Source organism: Thalassospira lucentensis MCCC 1A00383 = DSM 14000, assembly GCF_000421265.1.
Taxonomy (GTDB): domain Bacteria; phylum Pseudomonadota; class Alphaproteobacteria; order Rhodospirillales; family Thalassospiraceae; genus Thalassospira; species Thalassospira lucentensis.
This window is the reverse complement of record NZ_ATWN01000003.1, coordinates 262,261-286,991: the sequence shown is the minus strand read 5'-3', so window position 1 is coordinate 286,991 and position 24,731 is coordinate 262,261. Positions and strand designations below refer to the sequence as shown.

21 protein-coding genes are annotated in these 24,731 nt (G+C 53.3%); 7 read left to right on the top strand and 14 right to left on the bottom strand.

What is annotated here, in order from left to right:
* Positions 1 to 21: 21 nt before the first annotated feature.
* The gene (locus K355_RS0108055; RefSeq protein WP_022731615.1) at positions 22 to 978 is read right to left on the bottom strand and encodes an AEC family transporter; all 957 of its coding nucleotides are present in this window, start codon (positions 976 to 978) and stop codon (positions 22 to 24) included.
* 137 nt (positions 979 to 1,115) lie between these two features.
* Between K355_RS0108055 and K355_RS23510 the strand changes: the two genes are divergently transcribed.
* Complete coding sequence (locus tag K355_RS23510; RefSeq protein ID WP_022731614.1) at positions 1,116 to 1,769, top strand: DUF4269 domain-containing protein; 654 nt, start codon at positions 1,116 to 1,118, stop codon at positions 1,767 to 1,769.
* Between the two features lies 1 nt (position 1,770).
* Here the strand turns inward: K355_RS23510 and K355_RS25055 are convergent, their stop codons facing one another.
* The 4 genes from K355_RS25055 to nadB form a co-directional block, all read right to left on the bottom strand.
* Positions 1,771 to 2,835 carry a sensor domain-containing diguanylate cyclase gene (locus K355_RS25055; protein ID WP_022731613.1) on the bottom strand — a complete coding sequence of 355 codons (1,065 nt, stop codon included), beginning with the start codon at positions 2,833 to 2,835 and terminating at the stop codon, positions 1,771 to 1,773.
* A gap of 147 nt (positions 2,836 to 2,982) precedes the next feature.
* Positions 2,983 to 4,065: a GGDEF domain-containing protein gene (locus K355_RS23500; protein WP_022731612.1), complete on the bottom strand. Its 1,083-nt coding sequence runs from the start codon at positions 4,063 to 4,065 to the stop codon at positions 2,983 to 2,985.
* 235 nt (positions 4,066 to 4,300) lie between these two features.
* Positions 4,301 to 4,759: an MOSC domain-containing protein gene (locus K355_RS0108035; protein ID WP_022731611.1), complete on the bottom strand. Its 459-nt coding sequence runs from the start codon at positions 4,757 to 4,759 to the stop codon at positions 4,301 to 4,303.
* A 35-nt stretch (positions 4,760 to 4,794) separates the two neighbouring features.
* Positions 4,795 to 6,441 (bottom strand): L-aspartate oxidase, encoded by a 1,647-nt coding sequence (nadB, locus tag K355_RS23495; RefSeq protein ID WP_022731610.1) that lies wholly within the window; start codon positions 6,439 to 6,441, stop codon positions 4,795 to 4,797.
* A 237-nt stretch (positions 6,442 to 6,678) separates the two neighbouring features.
* Here nadB and K355_RS0108025 point away from each other — a divergent pair, with 237 nt between their 5' ends.
* A complete protein-coding gene (locus K355_RS0108025; RefSeq protein ID WP_051145964.1) occupies positions 6,679 to 7,089 on the top strand; it encodes a GFA family protein in 411 nt (136 codons plus the stop codon).
* Between the two features lie 40 nt (positions 7,090 to 7,129).
* On the opposite strand, the gene K355_RS0108020 is transcribed toward K355_RS0108025, so the two are convergent.
* The 8 genes from K355_RS0108020 to K355_RS0107985 all read right to left on the bottom strand — a co-directional run bounded on the left by K355_RS0108020 (position 7,130) and on the right by K355_RS0107985 (position 16,465).
* Positions 7,130 to 8,104, bottom strand: a complete 975-nt coding sequence (locus K355_RS0108020) for an SAM-dependent methyltransferase (protein WP_211219026.1) — start codon at positions 8,102 to 8,104, stop codon at positions 7,130 to 7,132.
* A gap of 95 nt (positions 8,105 to 8,199) precedes the next feature.
* Positions 8,200 to 9,501 (bottom strand): esterase-like activity of phytase family protein, encoded by a 1,302-nt coding sequence (locus K355_RS0108015; protein ID WP_022731606.1) that lies wholly within the window; start codon positions 9,499 to 9,501, stop codon positions 8,200 to 8,202.
* A gap of 165 nt (positions 9,502 to 9,666) precedes the next feature.
* Positions 9,667 to 10,272 carry a flavin reductase family protein gene (locus K355_RS0108010; RefSeq protein ID WP_022731605.1) on the bottom strand — a complete coding sequence of 202 codons (606 nt, stop codon included), beginning with the start codon at positions 10,270 to 10,272 and terminating at the stop codon, positions 9,667 to 9,669.
* Between the two features lie 86 nt (positions 10,273 to 10,358).
* Complete coding sequence (locus K355_RS23490; RefSeq protein ID WP_022731604.1) at positions 10,359 to 11,648, bottom strand: amidohydrolase family protein; 1,290 nt, start codon at positions 11,646 to 11,648, stop codon at positions 10,359 to 10,361.
* A gap of 53 nt (positions 11,649 to 11,701) precedes the next feature.
* Entirely contained in the window at positions 11,702 to 12,643 is a 942-nt protein-coding gene (locus K355_RS0108000; protein ID WP_022731603.1) for an ABC transporter permease, read from the bottom strand.
* 11 nt (positions 12,644 to 12,654) lie between these two features.
* Positions 12,655 to 13,725 carry an ABC transporter permease gene (locus K355_RS0107995; RefSeq protein ID WP_022731602.1) on the bottom strand — a complete coding sequence of 357 codons (1,071 nt, stop codon included), beginning with the start codon at positions 13,723 to 13,725 and terminating at the stop codon, positions 12,655 to 12,657.
* Positions 13,722 to 15,332, bottom strand: a complete 1,611-nt coding sequence (locus K355_RS23485) for an ABC transporter ATP-binding protein (RefSeq protein ID WP_022731601.1) — start codon at positions 15,330 to 15,332, stop codon at positions 13,722 to 13,724. The genes K355_RS0107995 and K355_RS23485 overlap by 4 nt, the downstream gene beginning before the upstream one ends.
* 125 nt (positions 15,333 to 15,457) lie before the next feature.
* Positions 15,458 to 16,465 (bottom strand): BMP family protein, encoded by a 1,008-nt coding sequence (locus tag K355_RS0107985; protein WP_022731600.1) that lies wholly within the window; start codon positions 16,463 to 16,465, stop codon positions 15,458 to 15,460.
* 476 nt (positions 16,466 to 16,941) lie between these two features.
* On the opposite strand from K355_RS0107985, the gene K355_RS0107980 reads away from it, so the two are divergent.
* Positions 16,942 to 18,042, top strand: a complete 1,101-nt coding sequence (locus K355_RS0107980; protein ID WP_022731599.1) for a site-specific DNA-methyltransferase — start codon at positions 16,942 to 16,944, stop codon at positions 18,040 to 18,042.
* Positions 18,043 to 18,182: 140 nt separating this feature from the next.
* The gene (locus K355_RS0107975) at positions 18,183 to 18,392 is read left to right on the top strand and encodes a hypothetical protein (protein WP_101303042.1); all 210 of its coding nucleotides are present in this window, start codon (positions 18,183 to 18,185) and stop codon (positions 18,390 to 18,392) included.
* Positions 18,393 to 18,491: 99 nt separating this feature from the next.
* On the opposite strand, the gene mutY is transcribed toward K355_RS0107975, so the two are convergent.
* The gene (mutY, locus tag K355_RS0107970; RefSeq protein WP_028791437.1) at positions 18,492 to 19,565 is read right to left on the bottom strand and encodes an A/G-specific adenine glycosylase; all 1,074 of its coding nucleotides are present in this window, start codon (positions 19,563 to 19,565) and stop codon (positions 18,492 to 18,494) included.
* Between the two features lie 69 nt (positions 19,566 to 19,634).
* Here mutY and K355_RS25050 point away from each other — a divergent pair, with 69 nt between their 5' ends.
* The 3 genes from K355_RS25050 to smc all read left to right on the top strand — a co-directional run bounded on the left by K355_RS25050 (position 19,635) and on the right by smc (position 24,699).
* Positions 19,635 to 20,258: a DUF721 domain-containing protein gene (locus K355_RS25050; protein WP_022731596.1), complete on the top strand. Its 624-nt coding sequence runs from the start codon at positions 19,635 to 19,637 to the stop codon at positions 20,256 to 20,258.
* A 233-nt stretch (positions 20,259 to 20,491) separates the two neighbouring features.
* Entirely contained in the window at positions 20,492 to 21,088 is a 597-nt protein-coding gene (locus K355_RS0107960) for a thioredoxin domain-containing protein (RefSeq protein WP_022731595.1), read from the top strand.
* 77 nt (positions 21,089 to 21,165) lie between these two features.
* Entirely contained in the window at positions 21,166 to 24,699 is a 3,534-nt protein-coding gene (smc, locus tag K355_RS0107955; RefSeq protein WP_022731594.1) for a chromosome segregation protein SMC, read from the top strand.
* The last annotated feature ends 32 nt before the right edge of the window (positions 24,700 to 24,731 follow it).

Here is a 24,731-nt window from a genome sequence, read left to right as displayed (position 1 = left end):
GGTGTTCTGATCCGCCGGTCTTCAGGGCAGTGGTCCGAAAGCCTGTGTCAGGTCAAGCAGCCACAATGCGGTGCTGATGGTCATGAAGGACAGTGAGTTTGCAATCATTAGAGATGCGGCACATAACCCTTCATGGCCATAGCGTTGACCCAGTATTGGAAAAATGCTGAGCATCGGGGAGCAGGCAAAAGAAACGCAGGCGATTTGCATGATCGGATCAATATCAGGAAGTAGCCAAACCAGTGTGAAAACTGCCAGCGGATGCAAAATTAGTTTTCCGCTGACGATACCGGCAAGATCGGCGCGCAGACCTTTAAGTTTAAGTCCCACCAGACCGCCGCCGATGACAAATAGGGCGACCGGCCCGGATGCCGACGCCAGCATATCGACGGCTGTAAAAATCGGGCGCGGAATGACCCATCCTGAAAGCGAAATACACAGACCAACGACAATGCCGATAATGATCGGGCTTTTGCCAAGATTAAGGAACGCCTTGCTCAGAACGCGCCCTTTGCTTTGATCCTCGTTCTGGCCGCTATCGCCCAGAACAAGTGCCATTGGCATCATCACAAGGGTTTCGATCATCACACATAGGGCCAAACCCACCTCGGCGGCTGGTCCCAATAGTTGCAAAGCAATGGGATACCCGACAAATCCGCTGTTACAAAACGACATTCCTGTGCCCTGAAGCGTTGCGTTTGGTTGCTTCTTCTTCGCAATTTTAAGGGCGTAAAAATATCCGAATGCGAACACGATGAGCGATCCGCCGCCATAAGCCATCAGATAAATTGGTTCGATGATCTCGGAAATATCGCGTTGCGCCATGGCCCGGATTAAAAGGCATGGCAGGGCAAAGTTCATGACAAATGCCCCCATCCCCCGGACAATGGTCTGTGGAACGATGTTGCGATAAACGGCAAAATAGCCAACCGCGATAATCAGGAAAATCGGTGTGGTGATGGCAAGGATGTCAAGCATCTTACAGATGGATCCGATACGTGGGGTGGCAAGAAAACGCGCGGAAAAGCGTATTGTACCCAAGGGATTGGAAGGAAGTGTTGCGTTAGGTATCACCTTTGCGTAACGCAGGGTCAAGAAACAGAACGGATTTGATCATGAACCAAACGGTGATGGATTGGCCTGATCCCTTGTGTGCGGCGGCCTTTCACGGGTTGGAAAAGCTGCAACAGGCATCTGAGGTTGGTGGAAACGCAGCTTTGGCGTTGCAGCACGCGGATGTTCTTGGCCTGTTGGCGGAATTTGATCCGGTGATCGCGGGAACATTGCCAATCGCGATCAATACGGAACAGTCCGATATAGATATCCTGTGCCATGCGGTCGATCTGTCGCGGTTCAATGACTGTGTCGACAGCACATTTTCGAGTTACCCGCACTATCGTCGTCACCAGCGCGCGCCGACAAAACATGTCGGGGTGGCTAGTGTTGTAAGGTTTGAGTGCGCCGGGGGTGATTGTAACGGATTTGAAGTCGAGATTTTTGCAACCGATTGCCCGAGTACAGCCCAATACGGATTTATTCATATGCTGGCCGAGGCCAGAATTTTGGCTCTGCTTGGCCCTGATTTCGCAAAGCGCGTTCGCGCACTTAAGCGCCAGAATGTGAAAACCGAACCGGCGTTTGCGCAGTTGTTAAGGCTTTCGGGTGATCCCTATATTGGCTTGGCGGAACTTGCAAACATGTCAATGGATGAAATGGCAGCGTTTGTTAACCGCAAGTGGCTGTCCGCGGCAGGCAGACAGGATGTCTAACCTATGTGGCGGGAATACTGAGCGCTTTATAGACAACGTTTTCAATACCTTGTGATTTTGCCGATCCAAGGGCTTCTTGGGCAACGCCAAGAATTTGATTTGCCGTGAAATGTTGCTTTGCCACAGGTGGTGCCCATGTTGCACCAACACTGATGGTAATGCGGGTGGGGTTGCCGTCAGCATCATAGAACCGGCACTGTTCGCGGACGGTGTCACAGAGTTTGAAGCCAAGAAAACTTGTCTGTTCTTCACGGACCGTTGGCATCAGACAGGCAAAACCGGAATCACCAATATGCCCGACGACATCGCGGTCACGCAGGCTTGATGTGATGGCCGCAGAAATAGCCTGAATGATATGCTCAGCTGTTTCATCGCCGTAGTTCTGTTCCAGCTTATCGAATTGATCAATTTCAAACCGGTATATGGCAAGTGGTGCATTTTGCAGTCTGGCATTGACCAGTTCACGATGAAGAAATTCAGCAATACCGGTCTTGTTCCAGATGCCGGTTAATGGATCAATCAGCAGACGGTGTTTGGCCGGTTCAAGGTCATCAAGTACCTGTTGTGGACTGCGCGCACCATAGCGTATGGCGATGGTTGTTTCGGCCCAATGCCCCAAGTCTTCAAGAATTTGAATGTCTTCCGCAGAGAATGTGCGTGCCATGCTGTCAACAATACACAGGGCGCCGATTTTAAAGCCATCCGGATTGGTTAAAGGCACACCGGCATAGGCACGAACATGCGGAACGCCAGTGACCAATGGATTATCGGTGAAACGTTGATCGCTTGTTGCATCTTCGACGATAAAAGGGACATCGTCATTAATCACATGGCCGCAAAATGAAATGTCACGCGGGGTTTCGGTTGTCGGTTGATTGATGTTGGATTTGAAAAACTGCCGATCATTGTCGAGAAGTGAAATCGCAACGATTTCCGAGCCGAAGATACGCTGTGCAACACGTGTGATACGGTCCAGTTCCGGGTCGGCTTTGCTGGTCAGAATACCCATGCTTTCAAGGGATTTCTGACGGGCATATTCGTTATCTGGCCGCTGTGCGGATTTCACTCTTCATCCCCCGATGTCCCAAAGCCCTTTTGAAGGTCAAGTTTTAGGGATTTTGGACACAGGATCAAGTCAGCATTTTTTGATTAAGACGTGTTTTTGCCCGGACTTCAGGCGCCTGCTGTATCCTGTCGAAACGTGATCGGTTGATCATTCTTCGAGCGTGTCGAGACTACCATGTTCATCAAGTGGGATGTAACGCACCGTATCCCGCCCCCCTTCTTTTGCTTCGTACAGGGCATCGTCGGCCGTTTGTAATACCTGATCAGGGCTGTATTTCGTCGTCGCGTGCGGCGATAACCATGTCGCACCGACACTTACTGTCACCGATACCAGTTCGCCGTCTTTGTTGGTGACTTTGCATTGCTCACGGAATGTTTCGCAAAGCTTATAGCCAAGATACATCATCCGTTCCAGGCGCAACCCGGGCAGAATACAGACGAATTCTTCACCGCCAAACCGCCCGATGATGTCCTGGTCGCGCATGCTGGATGCCATGATTTCAGAGATCGATTGTATCACCTTGTCGCCGATCAAATGACCATAGGTGTCATTGACCCGTTTGAAATGATCAATATCAAGCATGAAGATGCCAACTGGCGCACTTTTGATTTGTGCCGATGAAATCTCGCGCCCCAGAAGTTCTTCAAGCCCGCGCCGGTTCCAGATACCTGTCAGCGTATCAATCAGAACGTCACGTTGTGCGGTATTGAGGTCTTCGAGAAGTTGTTTCTGGCTGCGTTCGCTATAGCGCAGCGCAATTACGGTTTCGACCCAATGGGCAAGGTCCTGAAGCGTTGCGATTTCGTCCTTTGTAAAATCGCGTTTTTTGCTATCAATGACGCAAAGCGTGCCAAGCTTGTATCCTTGCTGATTGGAAATCGGAACGCCAAGGTATGATCGGATTTCCGGGCCCCCTGTCACAAGTGGGTTGTCGTGAAACCGGTCATCATCAAGCGCGTTGGAGACAACAAGTGGCGCATCATGCATCACCGCATGGCCGCAAAATGAAATGTCGCGACCTGTTTCTGAGACCGCAAGATTGACGCGCGACTTAAAAAATTGCCGATCATTGTCGAGTAAGGATATCGCAACAATATCGGATCCGAACAAACGTTCGGCCAGCCGCGTAATGCGATCAAGTTCCGGATCGCGCGGCGTTGAGAGCAATCCCATTGCTTCGAGTGATTTTTGACGATCAACTTCGTCAGAAGGAACGGGCGCTGGTTTCACAAATCGATCTCCTAGCTTTCTCAGCCGAGATTTAGAAAATACGGGACAGTTTCAACACGTTTCATCAGCAAGTCGGTTGTGCGTTAAAGCAACTCGAAACCAGCTTGCACCGCGAAGCGTTATGGGCTCATGGCGTAATGACCCATCCCAACCTAGGCAATTGATATCCCTTAATCAGGTTGGTTCGATTAGCCCGTATTTAAAGGTAGACCCTAAGTATAATCTACCGAAGGTGTCAATCGACCATCGATGTGATGTGCACGGTGTCGCCACATTGAATGGTGCCGTCTTTGATGACACGGCATGTCACACCGCCGCGCCAATCTGGACGAAGGGCTTCTTCAAGGCCTTCTGCGGCGTCTTCCATCCGGTGACACGGATCGGTCTCCCCGGTGATTTCAAACACGACTGAACCAATAGAAATTTTGGCTCCGATGTCACGCGGAAGGAGACTGCCGCTGACCAGAAGGTTTGCGCGCCGGGTTGTCCAGGGAAGATCTGTTCGATCAATTACCGCGCAGGCTGTTTGCCAGTCTTCGTTCGACAGGATGGTGACCTGACGTTTACGCAATTTTCCCCGATAATCGCCATCCAGGCCCAATGCCGTCGAACATGTGATTTGTTCGAGTGTCTCCATTGGGGCGCGCGATTTCGCCTTACGAGCGATCCCGATAAGTTTGGCTTGCCCGGTCATGCTTCTTGTTCCTGTTTGCTGATGTTGCCGATGGATCAGGTTTTCCACTGACCGGAAATGACCCAGCGGCCGGCGAAGTTTTCTGGCACCAGAATTGTTTGGCGCGGTGATCCGCTTTCATCAAGTTCGGGATAGTCGGTGGTGTAATGCAGGCCGCGGCTTTCGCGGCGCCACAGGGCTGACTGAATGATCAGTTTGGCAACAACCGACAGGTTACGCAGTTCGAGCAAGTCATTGGTGACGCGGAAATTGCCATAATACTCGTCAATTTCCGACAGCAACAGATCAACCCTGTGCTGGGCACGCTGAACGCGTTTGGTGGTGCGGACAATGCCGACAAAGTCCCACATCACGTTGCGCAACTGTTCCCAGTTATGGGCCACAATGACTTCTTCGTCTGAGTCGGTAATGCCGGTTTCGTCCCACTCGGGGATTGGTTTGAAATGATCTTCGACCGGCAGGGCCTCGATAATATCTTTTGAGGCGGCTTCGCCAAACACCAGACATTCCAAAAGCGAATTGGATGCCAATCTGTTTGCACCGTGCAATCCGGTTCCTGCACATTCGCCAATCGCATAAAGCCCGGTAAGGTCGGTACGCCCGCGAAGGTCGGTCAAAACCCCGCCGCATGTGTAATGTGCTGCGGGTACAACCGGGATCGGTTGCTTGGTCATATCAATGCCATAGGTCAGGCAGGTTTCATGGATGGTCGGGAAATGTTCCCGAATGAAATCTTCGCCTTTGTGGGTGATATCAAGATAAACGCAATCGGCACCAAGGCGCTTCATTTCATGGTCAATTGCGCGTGCAACGATGTCACGCGGGGCCAGTTCGCCGCGCTCATCAAAGCGGTCCATGAAACGCGTGCCATCGGGCAATAGCAGTTTGCCGCCTTCGCCCCGTACGGCTTCGGTAATCAGGAATGACTTGGCTTGCGGATGATAAAGGCATGTGGGGTGGAACTGGCTGAATTCCATATTCATCACCCGGCACCCGGCACGCCATGCCATGGCAATGCCATCACCGGTCGAGCCATCCGGGTTGGACGTGAAACGATAGACTTTGCTGGCGCCACCAGTAGCCAGAACGACGGTGCGGGCATTAAATGATTTTACCTGCCCGGTTTCGAGATCAAGTGCATACGCCCCGATACAACGCCGGCCTTCGCCGCCAAACTTTCGGTCGGTGACAAGATCAATTGCCAGAAAGTTTTCAAAAACCTTGATGTTGGGGTGATTGGCGGCCTGACCTTGAAGCGTGGTTTGAACAGCCCGGCCGGTGGCATCAGCAGCATGGACAATGCGACGGTGGCTGTGCCCACCTTCACGCGTCAGATGAAATGGTTGATCATTCCCGCCTGCCGGGTCTCGGGTCAATTGAATGCCAAGTTCATCAAGCCATGCAATGGCACGCGGTGCGTTGGCTGCAACATATTCGACCGTTTCACGCTTGCACAGGTCAGCCCCGGCAATCAGCGTATCGCGCACGTGGTTTTCGATACTGTCAGCAGCATCAAGCACTGCGGCAATGCCACCTTGCGCCCAGTTGGTCGAGCCATCGTCGATCTTTCCCTTGGAAAGAACAGCGACCTTGACGTGTGGGGCGAGTTTAAGGGCGGTCGACAGTCCAGCAGCACCGCTGCCAATAACGAGCACGTCATAATTGAAAGAGTTTTCGGACATGTTATCCCATCACATTTGGGCAGGGCTGGATGGCGGGGAATGGCGCGGTGGCGTCTTCATCCTGCCCTTATCAGAAGCCGCAGAATAGGACTGCTGTTCGCCAATCTCAAACATATTTGTCTGAAATCCATGCCTGAAATTGATTTGCGGCTGTTTTGATCGGCGTTAACACCTTGCGATATGCCGATCACCCGATAAATTAAATCGCATGGATCAATTGTGATTTGGGGCATTGTCATGATTAAGAAAGCCGACACGAACGTCGTTTTTGACGGTGGATGCCATTGTGGTGCGGTGCGTTACAGCGTGATGGCACCGCTTGAAGATGCGGTGATGTGTCATTGCCAACTATGTCGCAAATTACATGGGCATGTCAGTTCGTATGCCGGTTTTGATAAAAGTGCTCTGACGCTTGTACGTGATGCCGGATTGCGCTGGTATCGGATATCGCCAAAGACGGATCGGGGATTTTGCAAGGAATGTGGTTCAGGGATTTTCTGGCGCCCGGTCAAGTCCGATCACATGGCACTAATGCCCGGTACCCTTGATGACAGTCAGGGTCTTAAAACCGGCGGGCAGATTTTCTGTGCAGATAAAGGCGATTATTATCCGATTGATCCATCGATCAAGGAAATTGCGGCGTCCTGATTTGAACGCCGCAATTTGATATGATGATTGGGTTCAGACCCTAGTCCTGATCGGTCACGCCGGGTACTTTCATCCAGGTCAGTTCGTGCTTGTTATTATAAAGATGCACAACCTTTGATCCCGGGATATCGGCAAACTGGGTGATGGCGGAATAGTCGGTGTCACCTTGCAGTTTGATAGTGCAGATAAAATTGGTTGCCATAGCGGCATCCATCCATTGATTGACCAACTGATACAGGCGGTCCGGGTAACAGATCACGTCCGAGCACAGCCAATCGATATAGCCAACTTCTTCCGGGTTAAGGCCAAAGGCACTTTCCTGACGGAAATCAACACGCGGCAATTTGGCGATATTGGCGTCAAGGCGGGCTTTGTCGATGGAAATGACATCGGTGCCAAATTCATGCAAAACCCACGTCCAACCGCCGGGGCTTCCGCCCAGATCCATGGTGCGATCACCAGCCTGCGGTCCCACACCAAGGCGTGTAAAGGCTTCCCACAACTTCAAATAGGCCCGGTTGGGCGGTGTTATTTTGTCTTCTTCAAACTCGATCTCGCCGTTTTTCCAAGGGCTGGAACAATCAGCAGACGCGATGATGGTATCAGGATCAATCAGGGTCCATGAGCCAAGCGGTGCCGTTGGGGCCGGCTCGCCAAAAATCTGACGTTTGGCCGACACATGGGGCAAGTTTGCCTCAATCAGTTTGGCGCGGGAAAAATGGTCAAACTTGAACATCGCCCAGTTGCGCTGATTGAATTTCAGGATTTTGGCCGCACCCTTGATCGAGGGAATTGCAATCCGTACCGGGTTGCGCCAGACGTTCTGTGCCCAGAACACACACCGTTCCGGACCGGGTGCGAACATCAATCGGTCATGGCGTTCGGTGACATCGCCAAGTTCATTGAACAACTGGTCCTCAAACCCGACAGGGGCAAGGTAACCCGTTTCATCCATTGGCTCGATCACGGATTCTACGCCGTCCGGCGTATCGAATATCTGTTTTTCTGTCATCATGGGGCTGCTTTTACGCCCATTTCACGCAATAAAAAAGCGGGAAAGCCGCATGGCAGCTTTCCCGCAGAGATGTGCCGTCAAAGACAGACTGAAAATTAGTATTTATCCGCCTGAACCAGACCGTCGATCAGGATCACCTGGGTCGGGTCACCTTTGATGCCAAAATCATTGTCATTGATCATGGCAAGTGCGCCATCACCCATGATGGCAAGGCCCTCAAGCTTGTTGGGGGCCCGCGGATAATCGGCACTGTCAAACCGCAACGTTTTGGTAACAGCTGTCAGTTTGATGCTGCCAAGGTCGTTGAGTTGTTCAAGTGTCGGGTTGGTCGACATATCATCCCAGCGGCTTGCCAGAATGTTGGTCGCACCTGCCAGTTTGACTTCATGCAGTTTGGTGGTTTTGTCGGTGCGTTCAAGAACCAGAAGGCGATCATTGCCAAGTGCCAGAACTTCAGAAATGCGTGGCGCATTCTGTTTTTTTGACGGATCGTTGCGGAAGGTCTGCGGATCATCAAGCTGATAGATATATTCGCCGCTTAGCTTTTCCGATACGCGGTCATACACAAACAGACGGGTGTTCTTGGCCGCTTTGTACGCATCGGCATTCGGGTTTGCCAGCGGGTTCTGAACCATGAAATACAGCTTGGTTTCGTCTGGCGAAACGGCCATCGACTCAATGCCGCGGTTCGTCTGGCGTTTGACCAGAATGGCCGGAAGACCACCGGTGACCTTATAGGCTGCACCGTCGAAATCTTTTTCAGATCCGGCTGGGACAATACGGTTGATCACGGTGCCGTCGGCGGCAACATGCAGAACCGACGGGCCGTTTTCTTCACCAATCCAGTAAGAACCATCGGTCAGACGAATGATGCCTTCGGCGTCGATGGACGATACCGACTGTTCCAGCGCATTACCGTTGGCATCAACCGGCTTTTCGGTTTTGGCAACGGTCAGTTTGTTGGTAAGGCCGGTCAGTGGAATGCCGTTTTGATCCTTGATGGTGATGACATCCTTGATGTCAAAGGTACCATTGTCACCCAGGAAAATGGTGTAGATCGACGGCGAATAATCCGGGGTCGGATAGACACGGACTTTGTTGCCATGGCAGACGGCGTCTTCTGAAACGCCAAGAACGGTTTCAACATCACCGCAAACAAAGTTCGGGCCACGGTCAGATACGGCATAAAACATGTTGGCCGGATCGCCCGGACGACGATACGCACCCGATCCCAGACCAACGGTCAGATCACGTGCCTTGCCGCCATCAACCATAACCGTCGACAGATTGTTGATTGCGCTTTTGGTTTCGAAAATCTTGGCTTCGCCCGCCATTGCCGTTCCGGCAAGAAGCAGTGCTGCGATGCCGGCAACGCCAGCCGCAAATGTATGTTTCATAAAAGTGCCCCCAGAAAAATCATCAGAAACGTAAAAAAGCCCAGCTCAAGCCCGTTTGATGTTCGAGCGAACTGTGTTTCTTTTCACATTAGAGAGTTTCTGTGACGGTTTGTTTGCGCTTGCGCGTCGCTTTCATGAAACAAACCGGCGATCAAGTAACAGGGGTTACTTCCAAAAATCTTCGCGTTTGACGGTAAAGGTTTCCGAGATGCTGGCGTATTCCTGATAGCCCAGTCGGGCAAGCGGTTCGAAAAGGGTAATATCGACCATGCCATCGCGAATGATCGCATCATCAATGTGCAAACCAACCACGGTGCCAATCACCATCGCGCAGGGCTTCTCCGGGTTGGCACTGGGCAATTCGACGATCTGAAATACTTCGCATTCCATATGGATCGGCACACCCTTGATCAAATGCGGTTTGACGCATGTGGCGGGCAGCTTTTCAAGCCCGGCATATTCAAACTCGTCTTCTCCCGGCGGTAATGGTGCCGAACAGAAATTGATCTCGCGCAGCATGGATTTTGGTGCGACGGCAGCGACAAATTCGCCGGTATCGCGTGTGTTGCGAAGGCTGTCGACCGATCCCCCCGACGAAAACATCACCATTGGCGGATTGCCATGCACCGCATTGAAAAATGAATAGGGTGCAAGGTTTGGTCTCCCGGCTTTATCCACCGTCGAAATCCAGCCAATCGGTCGTGGTGCTACGCAGGCCTTAAAAGGATCGTGGGGAAGATTGTGGGTGGTTTTTCCGGGTTCGTAGAACATGAGACGTCCGTTCAGAGGGTAATGGTTTCTATTCGGTCGGCGGTTATGCCCCGATCAGCTTGATATGTCGATCACCGGGCCTTGGATCAAAGGGTCGGTGCATATTCATGTTCACGTACATGGTCGGGGCGGTCATTCAGATGCAGGCGGGTTTGTGCCATCGGGGTTTCGGCGATGATTTTACCGCGCCGGATGACAAATAGGCGATTGGTCCGAATGCGGATGGCTTCGATGGTGTCGCGGGCTTGCAGGACAACAAAATCGGCGTTGTTGCCAACTTCAATACCGTATCCTTCAATCCCCATGATCTTGGCCGGTTCGGTGGTCACGGCGTTAAAGCAGGCCCGGATATCGTCGCGTGATGTCATTTGTGCAACATGAAGCCCCATGGACGCGACTTCAAGCATATCCCCCGACCCCATCGAGTACCAAGGGTCCATAACGCAATCATGACCAAAGGCAACGGTCAAACCAGCGTTGCGCAATTCCGGCACACGGGTCATGCCACGGCGTTTGGGATAGGTGTCATGGCGGCCCTGAATGGTGATGTTGATCAGCGGGTTGGCTATTGCGGAAACCTCGGCCTCTGCCATTAGCGCGATCAGTTTGGATACATAGTAATTATCCATCGAATGCATGGAGGTCAGATGCGATCCGGCCACACGGCCCTGAAGGCCAAGGCGCTGGGTTTCATAAGCAAGCATTTCGATATGGCGCGACATCGGGTCGTCTGTTTCATCGCAATGCATATCGACCCGCAAACCCCGGTCTGCGGCCATTTCGCAAAGCTCTGTGACGCTGGTGGCCCCATCGGCCATGGTGCGTTCGAAATGCGGAATACCACCCACGACATCGACACCCTTATCAAGGGCACGGATGACGTTTTGCTTGGCGGTCGGGCTCCGGAAATAACCATCCTGCGGGAAGGCAACCAATTGCAGATCAAGGTACGGGGCGATCTGCTTTTTAACGTCAAGCAACGCATCAACCGCCAACAACCGATCATCGCAGACATCAACATGGGTCCGGATCGCAAGCAGGCCCTTGGACACGGCAAGGTCACAGTATTTAAGGGCGCGTTCGATGACGGCATCTGTGGTCAAAAGCGGTTTAAGCTCCCCCCAAAGTGCGATGCCCTCAAGAAGGGTGCCCGACTCATTCATGCGTGGCAGACCAAGCGACAACGTCGCATCCATGTGGAAATGGCTGTCGACAAAGGGCGGGCTGACCAGCATGCCGCCGCAATCAATCACCTCAAGCGCAGGGACATCAAGATTTTCACTGATCTCGGCGATTTTGCCATCGACAACTGCGATATCAACGCCCGTTGCACCATTGGCAATATTGGCATTTTTTAGGATCAGATCGGGCTGCATGATGTCGTCCTTGGTTGGTGGTGGCGAATTCGAGTTGGAGGTCTGCCGTCAGATCAGCGTTGGCCTTTGAACCAGGGGACCAAAAGTGCTTTGGGGTAATCAGCTTTGCGCGCAACCACGATCAAGGCAATGATCGAGAGGATATAGGGCATCATCAAGAACACTTGCGATGGGAAAAACGCGCCGACTTCGGTTTGGAGGCGGACCTGAAACGCGTCAAATGCGCCAAACAGCAATGCACCAATAAGCGCCTTACCCGGTCTCCAGCTGGCAAAGACGGTCAGCGCAATGCAGACCCAGCCGCGCCCGTTGATCATGCCAAAGAAAAACGCATCGAAGGCAGACATGGTCAAGAATGCCCCACCCAGTGCCATCATGGCCGAGCCGACCACAACAGCACCAATGCGTAATCCGTAAACCGAAAGTCCCTGTGCTTCAACCGATGACGGGTTGTCACCAACGGCACGGATCGCGAGGCCAAGTGGGGTGCGATACAAAACCCAGCCGGTGACAAAGACCAGCACAAGGGCCAGCATCGTCATCGCAGTTTGCGAAAACAAAGCCTGCCCGATAAACGGCAAGTCAGACAGTATCGGGATATCAAGCGGCTGAAACGGGATGATCCGCGGTGGCGAGGACACATCGGGCAATGCCGTGCGATAGGTGAAATACGACAGGCTGGTCGCAAGCAACGTTACCCCGATGCCCGATACATGCTGGCTCAGGCCAAGCGGCACGGTCAGGATCGCATGGATCAGTCCGAAAAATCCCCCGGCAAGGGCGGCAACCAGAACCCCACCCCAAAGACCGGCGCCGAGCCAAACTGCCATCCAGCCCGCCATGGCACCGGCAGTAAAGATGCCCTCGATCCCCAAGTTCAGCACCCCGGCCCGTTCGCAAACAAGTGCGCCCAGCACACCGAAAATCAGCGGAGTGGCAATGCGAATGGCGGCTTCCCAAAAACTTGCGGCCAAAAGGATATCAATGATTTCCATGTCTTTTCCCCTTAACCGGCTGTCTTTTTGCGGTCGAACCGGACTTTAAATCGGGTCAAAAATCCGCCGATTAAAACGCACAGCAACGACATCGCAACAATCAGATCCGCCAGATAGCTTGAAACACCAATCGCGCGGCTCATGGAATCTGCCCCGACAAATACCGATGCAACGAAAAGTGCTGATATAATCACCCCCACGGGCGACAGGCGCGCCAACATGGCAACAACAATCCCGGCATAACCATATCCCGGTGACAAATCGGTTGCGAGATATCCACGCGTCCCGGCAACCTCGGAAACGCCAGCCAGTCCGGCCAAGCCACCGGAAAGGGCGGCGACGAGGATCATGGTTTTGGTCACTGAAATACCGGAAAATTTCGCCGCAGCAGCGTTTTCACCAACGGCACGAATTTCAAATCCCCAGACGGTACGTTTGACAAAAACTGCCAAGCCACTTGCGGCAACCAGCGCAATGATCAGCCCCAAGTGTACGCGCATGCGTTCCAGCAGCGGGGGCAAAATGGCACTATCAATGATTGGTTCTGATTGCGGCCAGCCCATCGACATTGGATCTTTCAAAGCCCCTTCCAGCATCATCTGAACAAATAGCAGCACGATGAAATTCAAAAGAAGCGTCGTGACGACTTCATCAACACCCATGCGGGTTTTCAAAAGCGTCGGTCCGATCAGCATCAAGGCCCCGGCCAATGCGCCCGCAATCATGATCGCTGGGATCATGACCCAACTTGGCCCGTCAATTACACCGGTTCCAACAACAACGGCGGCCATGGCCCCCATGTAAAGTTGTCCTTCGGCACCGATGTTCCAAAGTTTGGCGCGAAACGCGATGGCAGCCGCAAGGCCGGTCAGGATCAAGGGCGTTGCGCGGGTCAGCATTTCGGAAGTCGAAAAGACCGAACCAAATGCACCAGTGATCATAAGGCCATAGGCGTCAATAATCGGCGCGCCGGCCAAGGCCAGTGGAATGGCGGCAAGCAGGATGGCAAAGATCGCGGCGAAAACCGGAACACCATAGACAAGGACCGGGCCGGGATTGGATCTGGGTTCGAACCGGATCATGGCGTTTCTCCCGGATGGATGGTGTTGCTGGTCGGTGCTTGCTGTGTATCGGTTTTGGTTTGTCCGGCCATCATCAGGCCAAGCTCGGATCGGTCAATGGCGTCGGTTGGAATGGCCTTTGAAACATGACCGGCGTGAATAACGGCAATCTGGTCTGAGATCGTCAAAAGTTCGTCCAAATCTTCGGAAATCAGAATGACGGCAGCCCCATTTTGCCGCGCCTCAAGCAAGCGGCGGTGGACTTCGGACTGTGCGCCAACGTCAAGGCCGCGCGATGGCTGATTGGCCAAAATCAGTTTTGGCGATTTTTCCAAGACCCGGGCCAGAATAAGCTTCTGGATGTTGCCACCCGACAGCAATCTTGCTGATGCGTCCGGGCCGGGGCAACGTACATCGTAATCCTTGATTGCCTGTTCGGCGCGTTTGCGAATGGCGGCGAAATCAAGGAAGCCGAATTTTTGGTAATCCTTTGACCGGACGTCTTCGATGGCGATGTTCTCGGCAACACTCATAGATCCGACCATGCCATCGTGATGGCGGTCTTCGGGGATACGGGCAATGCCGTTCTGGGCAAATTGATGGGCATCGAATTTTGTAACGATTGCTTCAAAAATCTCGACAGTGCCGCTATCGGGTTTATCAAGACCAGCAAGCAATTGTGCCAGTGCGGCCTGTCCATTGCCCGATACACCAGCAATGCCAAGAATTTCACCTTCGCAGGCGGTCAGGTTTACACCATGAAGGGATCGTCGAGCATCGCCACGATCAATCGTCACATCTGACAATCGCAACACAGGTGCACCTGGTACGCGTTCGGTGCGGCGGCTGACCGGGACCTCGCGACCGACCATCAGTTCGGCAATCGAGCGATGATCGGCATCGCTTGTTTGCATTTCACCGACTTTTTTACCTCCGCGTAAAACCGCAATACGGTGTGACACGGCAAGGACTTCGGCGAGTTTATGGGCAATGATGATGACCGAAAGGCCGGTTGCGGCCAGTTGGCGCAAGATGACAAACAGGCTGTCGGCTTCTTGCGGCGTCAGTACTGCGGTGGGTTCATCGAGAACCAGCAAGCGCGCGTCGCGATAGAGCGCCTTTAGGATTTCAACGCGCTGCTTTTCGCCGACGGTCAGTTTGTGTACTGGCTGATCAAGATCGACATTCAAGCCTGATCCCGACATCAGGTCCGCCAGCTTGGTGCGCGCCGCCGTCCGGTCGCGCCGTAGTCTGAAAATCGGTTCGGTTCCAAGAACGATGTTATCAAGCCCCGACAGATTTTCTGCCAACGTGAAATGCTGATGAACCATGCCGATCCCGGCATCAAGTGCGGCCTGAGGTGCGCCGGGTTCAAGATGTTCAAGATTGCCATCGCGATTGGTGACCGTGACGGTGCCTTCATCGGCGACATAATGGCCAAACAGGATGTTCATCAATGTGGTTTTGCCCGCACCGTTTTCGCCAAGAAGGGCAACAATTTCGCCCTTATGGACCGTAAGGTCGATGGCATCATTGGCTATCAGCGGGCCAAACTTCTTGGTAATCCCTGCAAGCTGAAGCAGCAGTTCCGGGGACGTTTTATGTGATGAGTGCGCAGCAGATGACATCCGGGTAATCCGTTTGGTTTTTATGCGTCACGCTGTGGGGCGATAATGTGGTGCGTGGCCTGTTGGCCCAAAAAGAAAGGGCAGGTCGGCTTTTATACCGAACTGCCCTGCATTTTAAGGAAATCTTACATAGAAGATTTCGGTTCTTCGTCATTTACCGGGACGGTGAACGCGCCAGAAAGAATTTCTGCTTTCTTGGCCTCGACGTCTGCAACCGTGCCATCGGGCAGAAGGGCCGGGTCAAGCACGACGCTGCCGCCGTCATATTCCATGTAGCTGAATTTGCCGTAGTTTTCGGCTTTAAACTCACCAGCTTTGACCGCTTCAATCGCGTGGTCAACGGTGGCTTCCATATGCCAAAGGGCCGAACCCAGAATGGTCGACGGATAATCCGCTGCGGTGTCGATCACGTTGCCAACGGCAAGGATATCGCGTTCCTTGGCGGCATCGGAAACGCCAAAGCGTTCGGCGTACATGATGTCGGCACCTTTATCGATCATGGCAAAGGATGCTTCTTTGGCCTTGGGCGGATCGTACCAGCTGTTGATGAAGGTCACCATGAATTCAACATCCGGATTGACCGATTTGGCACCTTCCATGAAGGCATTCATCAGGCGGTTTACTTCCGGAATGGCAAAACCACCGACCATGCCGATCTTGTTGCTTTTGGTGGCCGCACCGGCCGCCATGCCAACCAGATAGCTTGGCTCATGGATGTAGTTATCAAAGACCGAGAAGTTTTCGCCTTCCGGGCCAAAACTTGAGCCCATCAGAAACGCGGTTTCCGGATACTGTGCGGCTACCTTACGTGCGGCACGTTCAACACCGAAAACTTCCCCCAAAATCAGGTTGGAGCCATTTTCAGCATATTCGCGCATGACGCGCTCATAGTCGGTATTGGCCACGTTTTCCGAGAATTCGTAGGAAATGTCGCCGCGTTCCTGGGCTGCGTTCAGTGCTTTGTGGATACGTGAAACCCACTGCTGTTCGACTGGAACGGTATAGATCGCCGAAACCTTGATCGGATCGGCAGCCTGTGCCGGTGTGCCAAAGCCAAATGAAACCACCGCTGCTGCGGCCACCATGGCCGAAAGCAAGGCGCGGCGGGAAAGGCCGAATGTACCAGACTTCATTATGTCCCCCTGAAGGTTATTGCCGTTGTGCGAAGTTCTACTTTTATGATCGGTTTGTGAGCAGATTGTATACGCGATCAGAAAAGAGGCAAGGCAAGTTCTGTCCAAATGGTCAGTTTTCACCCTTGGCGCTAAGTATTTGGGATGACATTCAGTTTTATGATGTGTTCCGGATTGCAGAACGGCCAACGCGTGCGTCTTTGACGCGAAACACGCTGCTATGAGCCGTAAGTCGCACTGTATTTTAATCCTGCATTCTGCGGAGTCCGACCGGTCAGACCGGAGAATGAGGCCTTGGCGATGAAGGGTCCAAAATCTTCCGGTTTTTGAAGCATACCGGTTAAGATTGTCTAAACAGATCACGCACTTTCTAACACAATGCGAATCCTTGAAAAATTTCGGAGTCGGTTAACTCTTTCATTAACTATTTCGGTTGATGCTTTGGTCAAGTTTCAAGGGGGAACCTAGAAGGCATCATGACAAAAAAGACATCTTTACCACTTGATCAGGTTTTGGTTGGCGACTGCATCGAAATGATGAACAGCCTGCCAGAGAAATCCGTCGATCTGATTTTCGCCGACCCGCCCTACAATCTTCAGCTTGGCGGTGATCTTTTGCGTCCGAACAACTCCAAGGTTGATGCGGTCGATGATCACTGGGACCAGTTTGACAGTTTCCGTCACTATGACGAGTTTACGCGCGACTGGCTAACAGCAGCGCGCCGTGTGCTTAAAGACACCGGTGCGATTTGGGTGATCGGTTCGTACCACAACATTTATCGTGTTGGTAATACGCTTCAGGACATTGGGTACTGGATCCTCAATGACATTGTCTGGCGCAAAACCAACCCGATGCCGAATTTCCGTGGCAAGCGGTTCTGCAACGCGCATGAGACGCTTCTGTGGTGTTCGAAAAGCGAAGAGCAAAAAGCAATCACGTTCAATTACGAAGCGATGAAGCAGCTTAATGAAGGCTTGCAGATGCGCTCGGACTGGTTGATGCCGATTTGCTCTGGCTCGGAACGTCTGAAAGACGATAACGGTAAGAAAGTCCACCCGACCCAGAAACCCGAAGCCTTGTTGCAACGTGTTTTGTTGGCAACCACCCGTCAGGGCGATGTTGTCCTTGATCCGTTCTTTGGCACCGGGACGACGGGGGCTGCTGCACGCCGCCTTGGTCGTCACTTCATCGGGCTGGAGCGCGAAGAAACTTACGCCGAAGCGGCCCGTGAGCGGATTGCCAAAGTGCAGATGCTTGATGGTGATAGCCTTGAAGTTACCGAATCGAAACGGTCGCTCCCGCGGATTCCGTTCGGGGCAGTGATCGAACGTGGCCTGCTGTCGCCGGGCGAGAAAATTTATGACAACCGTGGCAATGTTGCCGCGATGGTCCGTGCTGATGGCTCCATCAGCCATAAGGATAATGCGGGTTCTATCCATCAGATTGGTGCCCGTGTACAAGGCGCAGAAGCTTGTAATGGTTGGACTTATTGGCATTACAAATGTGACGGCCGATTGGTTTCGATCGACAATCTGCGCAGCCAGCTTCGCAAGGAAATGGGTCAGGTCCCCGCCTGATCCTGATCGGGAATTCCCGGTTAAATCTATGATGCCTAAAAGCCGACGTGGTTTAAAAACACGTCGGCTTTTGCATTTTCAGGCGAAAGTTGTTATATCTTAGGTCTTGAACTTATCCGTAAGGATAGATGGAGGCGAAAATGCAGGCAGGACCAGTAGGTGGTGCAGGATATGCACCAAACCCGATCCAAATTCAGCAGGCGACAGCACCGATTGCTGAAACTGGCAGCAATGATTTGCAGTCCCCATCGTCACAACGTGTCGAGCAAACAGCAGAAGCAGAAACTTCGCAACAGGCTGCGCCAACGCCCACCGAGGGCCGAGGACAGGTCATCGATATCTACGCCTGATCGCGCCGTGCGAGTTTACAAAAAGACAAAGGCCCGTGGTTTTAATCACGGGCCTTTGTTTTGGTTACCTCAAAGACATGTCGTTTTTGACTGGGGGCTCTAACGATACGTCAGCGCATGTCGGACAATTTTTTTCATCACGGTCGGCAGGGCAAAATCGGCCAACCCGTCAATGGTTGTCCAGCTGCCGTGCATCTGGTCAGCCTGATCAGCGGGCAGGGTCGTGGCCAGAACGGTGACGTTCAGGTGAAAATGGGTAAAGGTATGCCCGACAGCACCTTCAAGTTCTGACCATTTTGCCGTTATCGGCGCTTCGGACAGCATGACCTCGTCGGGGGCCTCAATGGCGCGCCAGTCACTGCCCGGAACCTCATAAAGCCCCCCCAGCAATCCTTTTTCCGGGCGACGCCGGACCAGAATGCGACCGTCATCTTCGCGGCGTATCCAGAATGCATAGCCAACCCGCGTTGGTTTGGCTGCTTTTTTACGTTTCTTGGGAAGATCGGGGGCGATGCCTGATTTGCGGCCTTCGCAATCGGCCTGCCATGGGCAGATGCCACAGGCCGGATTGCGCGGGGTACAGATGGTCGCGCCCAAATCCATCAACGCCTGGGCATAATCGCCTGGCCGGTCTGACGGGGTCAGGGCTGATGATTTTTCCTTAATTTCCGGCTTTACATCGGGGAGCGGGGTTTCAAGCGCGAACAACCGCGAAATCACCCGTTCGATATTGCCATCGACCGGACTCGCATGACGGTTAAAGGCAATGGCGGCAACCGCGCAGGCGGTATAGGGGCCAATACCGGGCAATTTGAGCAAGCCTTCCTCGGTATCGGGGAAGACGCCGTTGTGGTCGTTTGCGACAACTTTGGCGCACTTATGCAGATTGCGCGCCCGGGCATAGTAGCCAAGCCCCTGCCAACCATGCAGAACATCATCAAGTTCTGCACGGGCTAGGTCGGTGACAGTCGGCCAGCGCTGCAAAAACGCATGAAAATACGGACCCACCGTTTGCACGGTGGTTTGTTGCAGCATAATTTCGCTGAGCCATACATGATATGGATTGGGCAAATCGCCCGGTTCTGATCGCCACGGCAGGGTACGATGATGGCGATCATACCATTCAAGCATGCTGCGGTTGAGGCGATGTATTTCCTGATTGGTGAAATGCACGGCGTTCCCGTGTTATGTTGCGGGTTGAATGACGGGTAATTTTGATCTGACCCTACGAAAGAAGCGGGCGTGAGCAAGAAAAAAGATATCACCGATACGAATGCAGGGTCCCGAGCGGATCAGGTGTCGGGCGACGTGGCGGCAAAAAACGCCATCAAAAAGAGACAGAATATCACCCCGATGGGCAGTTCTGAACGGCGCAATGGCCTTCGCAATGTGGCGCCACTTGTCGGCAACCTAACACGTCCCTTGGTGCGTAAGCGCGGTTTTTTCCAAACTGAAATTATCCTGCATTGGGCTGAAATCGTCGGACGTGATCTGGAAAAATTCACGATGCCGGTCAAATATATCCAGCCACGCGGCGAAAATGCCGGTGGTGGGACATTGGTCATTCGGGTCAGTGGTCCGGTCGCGATCGAGCTTCAACACCGCATGCCCCAGATCATTGATCGGGTGAATACCTATTTCGGGTATCGTGCTGTTGAACGGATCAAAATGATGCAAGGCGATATATCGCGTCCTGAACGCACGGTTCACACGCCGACATCCGTCCCCGAAGGCAATATTGCCAAGGCCAGTGAAATCAACATCGCCAAAATCGAAGATCCGCATTTGCGCGAAGTCCTGACCCGGCTCGGGCGTCACATCGCCGGGGCAACCGGTGGTCTTCGGCCCAAGGATGGCAAAAAATAACCTTGCACAAACAGGACGATCCGTCCCAAACAGGCGATCTGTTTTGACACGCGATGGGCATTGGGCCCGTCGGAAGATATCGAATCATTTTATTGGAATGTACGATCACGGAGTTGCCGCATTTTCCCGGCAGCTTGGCGACTCGTTGGTGCGATAGCTGTTTTGGCGCGCGTGTTGACTCCCGCGCTGCAACAGGCTTGTAATCACAAAACTTTGTTTTAACGGAGGTTTCCTTGCTAAAGGCAGTTAAGTTTTTTGCTGGCGCGTTTTTGTTGGCGCTCGGCGTTGTTAGCGCACAACCGTCGCAGGCAGCAGAATGGAAAGAACATGTTCTGGGCGATGCCGATGCACCAGTGACGATTATTGAATATGCTTCTTTGACCTGTCCGCACTGTGCTGCGTTCCACAATGAAGTCCTGCCTGAAATCAAGGAAAAGCTGATTGATACCGGCAAGGCGAAAATGATTTTCCGCGATTACCCGCTTGATGGTATCGCCCTTCGCGCGGCAGCCGTTGCGCAGTGTGCCGGTGATGACCGTTATTTCGGTGTTTTGAGCATGCTGTTTAAATCGCAGATGACCTGGGCCCGTTCGGAAGACCCGATTGAGGGCATCAAACAGGTTGTGCGGTTTGGCGGCATGAATGGCGATGCGGTTGATGCGTGTCTGGCCGACGAAGCAATGATTGATGCGATTGTTGCATCGCGCATGAGGGGTGAGCAGGAATACAGCGTTTCATCCACGCCAAGCTTTATCATTGATGGTGAAACCATTGCTGGTGCACGCGAAGCTGAATTCTTTATCGACAAAGTCGAAGACCTTATCGACTGATAAAATTAAGATCTGCCGGATACCGTCTGGGACGGTGTCCGGCGATAGGGGCAAAAGGTGCGGACCGGGGGACATGATTGGTCCAGTTTAAATCGTTACGGCTGACGGGGTTCAAATCCTTCGTCGATTCAACAGATCTTCTGGTTGAAGACGGGCTGACAGGTGTTGTCGGCCCGAACGGCTGTGGCAAATCCAATCTTGTTGAAGCGCTGCGTTGGGTCATGGGGGAAACCTCGGCCAAGCAAATGCGTGGTTCGGACATGTCCGACGTTATTTTTGGCGGGACATCGTCGCGACCTGCGCGCAACGTGGCCGAAGTTAGCGTGACGCTTGATAACAGCGAACGCAAAGCCCCCGCCATGTTCAACGATTTCGAGATGCTCGAAGTCACACGGCGTATTGAACGCGGCGGCGGATCAAATTACCGGGTAAATGGCAAAGATGTGCGTGCGCGCGATGTGCAATTGCTGTTTGCCGATGCCGCGACCGGTGCGCGGTCCACGGCCATGGTCTCCCAGGGTAAAATCGGTGCGCTGATTGGTGCAAAACCAAGTCAGCGCCGCCTGATTTTGGAAGAAGCTGCCGGGATTACCGGCCTGCATTCGCGCCGCCACGAAGCCGAACTTCGATTGAAAAATGCCGAACAGAACCTTGAACGTCTGGAAGACGTCCTTGTGACTCTCGATGGGCAAATCGCGTCCTTGCAAAAACAGGCGCGACAGGCCGAACGGTATCGCAAACTGAGCATTGGCATCCGCCAAACCGAAGCACTGCTGTTTCATATTCGTTGGACGGACGCACAGAAACGTCAGGAAGACGCCCGTGAAGTGCTGGTGGCAGGTGAAAGTGCTGTACGTGACCTGACATCGTCAGTCACCGAAGCCACCACCGTTCAGGCCCATATTGCTGCAAGTCTGCCCGACCTTCGCAAAAAAGAAGCCGATGCGGCCGCCGCCCTGCAACGTCTTTTGATCGAGCGCGAAGGTCTGGATAAGGATAAAGCCCAGATCGAAACCCAGATGAGCCAGCTGCGCGGGCGCATTCAGCAAATTGATGCCGATCTATCGCGCGAAGCCGAACTGGCAAGCGACGCACATGGCGCACTTGAAAAGCTGAAAGCCGAGGGCGAAGAACTGCGTGATGCGCAGGGTGGTGAGGATGACGAGCTTGATATGGCCAAGGAAACGGCTGCTGAAAAGGCGCTGTTTGTCGAAGAGCTTGAAGCCGAGGCCGAAGCCCTAACCAGTAAGGTTGCCGACGAAGAAGCACGCCTGAAATCGGTTCAGCAACGTCTTGGTGAACTCAATGGACGGCGCAATCGCCTGACCGAGCGCCATGACGAAGCCGTTGCCAAACTTGATGATATTCGCATCGAAGCAGATTTTGACGAGGCCCTTGAAGAAGCAAGCATGCATCTTGAAGAGTGCGAAGAGCTGTGTGAGCAGCGCAAAATGGCAACCGAAGAAGCCGAAATGCGCTTGGCCGAATTGCGCGACCGCGAAGACAATCTGAAAACGGCTGAAAACGACGCCCGGGATGCTCTGCGTGATGCTGAAAGCAAAAAGTCGCGCCTTCAGGCGGAAATAGAAGCCCTTGAAAGCCTGCTTAAAGGCAACGCCGATCAACAACACCGCGCTGTTATCGAAGATATTTCGGTGCAAAGTGGTCTTGAACTGGCGATGGCTGCTGCCCTTGGCGAAGACCTTGATGCGCCCGATGCCGATGACGCGCCGATGCATTGGTCGGTGATTGATCCGGCCACGGATGATCCTGCCTTGCCCGACGGTGTCGTCGCCCTTGCCAAGTTTGTCGAAGCACCGGCCCTTTTGAACCGCCGTCTTTGGCAGATCGGGGTTGTTGATGACGAGGCAACCGGCAACTGGCTGGCCAAGAACCTGAAGGCGGGGCAGCGGCTTGTCTCGCGCGAAGGCGCGCTTTGGCGCTGGGATGGCTATCGTATTTTGGCGGGGGCAGAATTGCCGGCTGCTGTTCGATTGCGTCAGCGTAACCGCCTTGAAGAATTGCGTGGCGAACTTGAAGAAGCCGAGGCCATCGTCGAGACGGCAAGCGAGCGTTCAGAAATCGCCAACGAAAATGTCGAACGCCTCGAAGAAGAAATCGAAACGGCCCGTACTGCCGAACAGGAAACCCATCGTGCGGTGCGTGAAGCCGAAGGCACTCTGTCGCGTGCCCGCGAAGAAATAGCCAACATCAAACGCGATGCCAGCGCGATTGAAGGCCGTCTGCAAAACGCAGAAGAAGCCGAAAAGCGCGCCAAACTGGACCTTGATGAAGTCATCGCCGAATACAACGAGCTGTCAGCTCTGCCCGAAGAAAGCAGCGAAGGGCTGATGGAAATCAAGGCCGAACTGATCGAAAAACGCGCCAATCTGGCCGATGCGCGTGCCGATCAGATGGAAGCCAGAAGTCAGCTTGATCGCATGTTGCGTGATATGTCGGGCCGACGGAAGCGTCTTGAATTTGTTGAAAACGAAATTTCATCCTGGAATGAACGGGCGTCCGGTGCAGGGGAACGGGTTTCAGAACTGCGCGAACGTCAGGAAGAAGCCCGGATGGAGATCGAGGAGCTTGAACTCAAGCCCGAAGAGATCGAAGAACGCCGCGCGATCCTGTCTGACCGGATTGATCTTTCTGATCAAACCCGTAAGGAAGCGGCCGACGGATTACAACGTGCCGAAAATGCTCAGCGCGAAGCCGACGTCAACCTGAAAGAAGCCGAACAGAAACTGGCCGAAGCCCGCGAGGGGCGCGTGCGCTGTGAAGCGCTTCTGGAGCAGGCCGAACAGCATCGTCGTGATTTGATCGAACGCATTCGCGAACGGATCAATGCGACGCCAGACCAATTGGTTGAGTTGGGTGAAATTGACCTGACCAAGGAACTTCCCGGCGAGGGTGACATTGACGCCCGTCTGCAACGCCAATCGCGTGAGCGTGAAAATCTTGGTGCAGTCAACCTCAGGGCTGAAGTTGAGCTTGCCGAGATGCAAGAGCAAAAAGATACCATGGTATCTGAACGTGATGACCTGACAGCGGCGATTGACAAATTACGCAATGGCATCAATCAGCTTAACCGCGAAGCACGTGCGCGGCTTAAAGTCGCCTTTGACGAAGTCGACAAACATTTCCAACAGTTGTTTGTTCGCCTGTTTGGCGGCGGTGGCGCGCATCTGATGCTTACCGATGCAGATGATCCGCTCGAAGCCGGGCTGGAAATCATGGCATCTCCGCCGGGCAAGAAATTGCAGCACCTGTCGTTGCTATCAGGCGGGGAGCAGGCCTTGACTGCGGTGGCGCTTTTGTTCGCGGTCTTCCTAACCAACCCGGCACCGATTTGCGTGCTTGATGAGGTTGACGCGCCGCTTGATGACGCCAACGTTGACCGGTTCTGTAAGTTGCTTGAAGCGATTGGCCGCCATGCCAATACGCGCTTCCTGGTCATTACCCACCATCGTATGACCATGGCCCGCATGAACCGCTTGTTTGGTGTCACCATGGCCGAACGCGGCGTCTCATCTCTGGTTTCAGTCGATTTGCATCAGGCAGAAGTCTATTCCAAGAAAGAGCAAACCGAACTTGATTTCACCGGTTAGGTCACTTTCCTATGGTGGCTTGGAATGTTACA

Excerpts from the sequence above, each read along its gene's own strand:
- K355_RS0108055 (WP_022731615.1), bottom strand. The coding sequence starts at position 978 with ATGCTTGACATCCTTGCCATCACCACACCGATTTTCCTGATTATCGCG.
- K355_RS23510 (WP_022731614.1), top strand. The coding sequence starts at position 1,116 with ATGAACCAAACGGTGATGGATTGGCCTGATCCCTTGTGTGCGGCGGCC.
- K355_RS0108035 (WP_022731611.1), bottom strand. The coding sequence starts at position 4,759 with ATGACCGGGCAAGCCAAACTTATCGGGATCGCTCGTAAGGCGAAATCG.
- nadB (WP_022731610.1), bottom strand. The coding sequence starts at position 6,441 with ATGTCCGAAAACTCTTTCAATTATGACGTGCTCGTTATTGGCAGCGGT.
- K355_RS0108025 (WP_051145964.1), top strand. The coding sequence starts at position 6,679 with ATGATTAAGAAAGCCGACACGAACGTCGTTTTTGACGGTGGATGCCAT.
- K355_RS0108020 (WP_211219026.1), bottom strand. The coding sequence starts at position 8,104 with ATGATGACAGAAAAACAGATATTCGATACGCCGGACGGCGTAGAATCC.
- K355_RS0108015 (WP_022731606.1), bottom strand. The coding sequence starts at position 9,501 with ATGAAACATACATTTGCGGCTGGCGTTGCCGGCATCGCAGCACTGCTT.
- K355_RS0108010 (WP_022731605.1), bottom strand. The coding sequence starts at position 10,272 with ATGTTCTACGAACCCGGAAAAACCACCCACAATCTTCCCCACGATCCT.
- K355_RS23490 (WP_022731604.1), bottom strand. The coding sequence starts at position 11,648 with ATGCAGCCCGATCTGATCCTAAAAAATGCCAATATTGCCAATGGTGCA.
- K355_RS0108000 (WP_022731603.1), bottom strand. The coding sequence starts at position 12,643 with ATGGAAATCATTGATATCCTTTTGGCCGCAAGTTTTTGGGAAGCCGCC.
- K355_RS0107995 (WP_022731602.1), bottom strand. The coding sequence starts at position 13,725 with ATGATCCGGTTCGAACCCAGATCCAATCCCGGCCCGGTCCTTGTCTAT.
- K355_RS23485 (WP_022731601.1), bottom strand. The coding sequence starts at position 15,332 with ATGTCATCTGCTGCGCACTCATCACATAAAACGTCCCCGGAACTGCTG.
- K355_RS0107985 (WP_022731600.1), bottom strand. The coding sequence starts at position 16,465 with ATGAAGTCTGGTACATTCGGCCTTTCCCGCCGCGCCTTGCTTTCGGCC.
- K355_RS0107980 (WP_022731599.1), top strand. The coding sequence starts at position 16,942 with ATGACAAAAAAGACATCTTTACCACTTGATCAGGTTTTGGTTGGCGAC.
- K355_RS0107975 (WP_101303042.1), top strand. The coding sequence starts at position 18,183 with ATGCAGGCAGGACCAGTAGGTGGTGCAGGATATGCACCAAACCCGATC.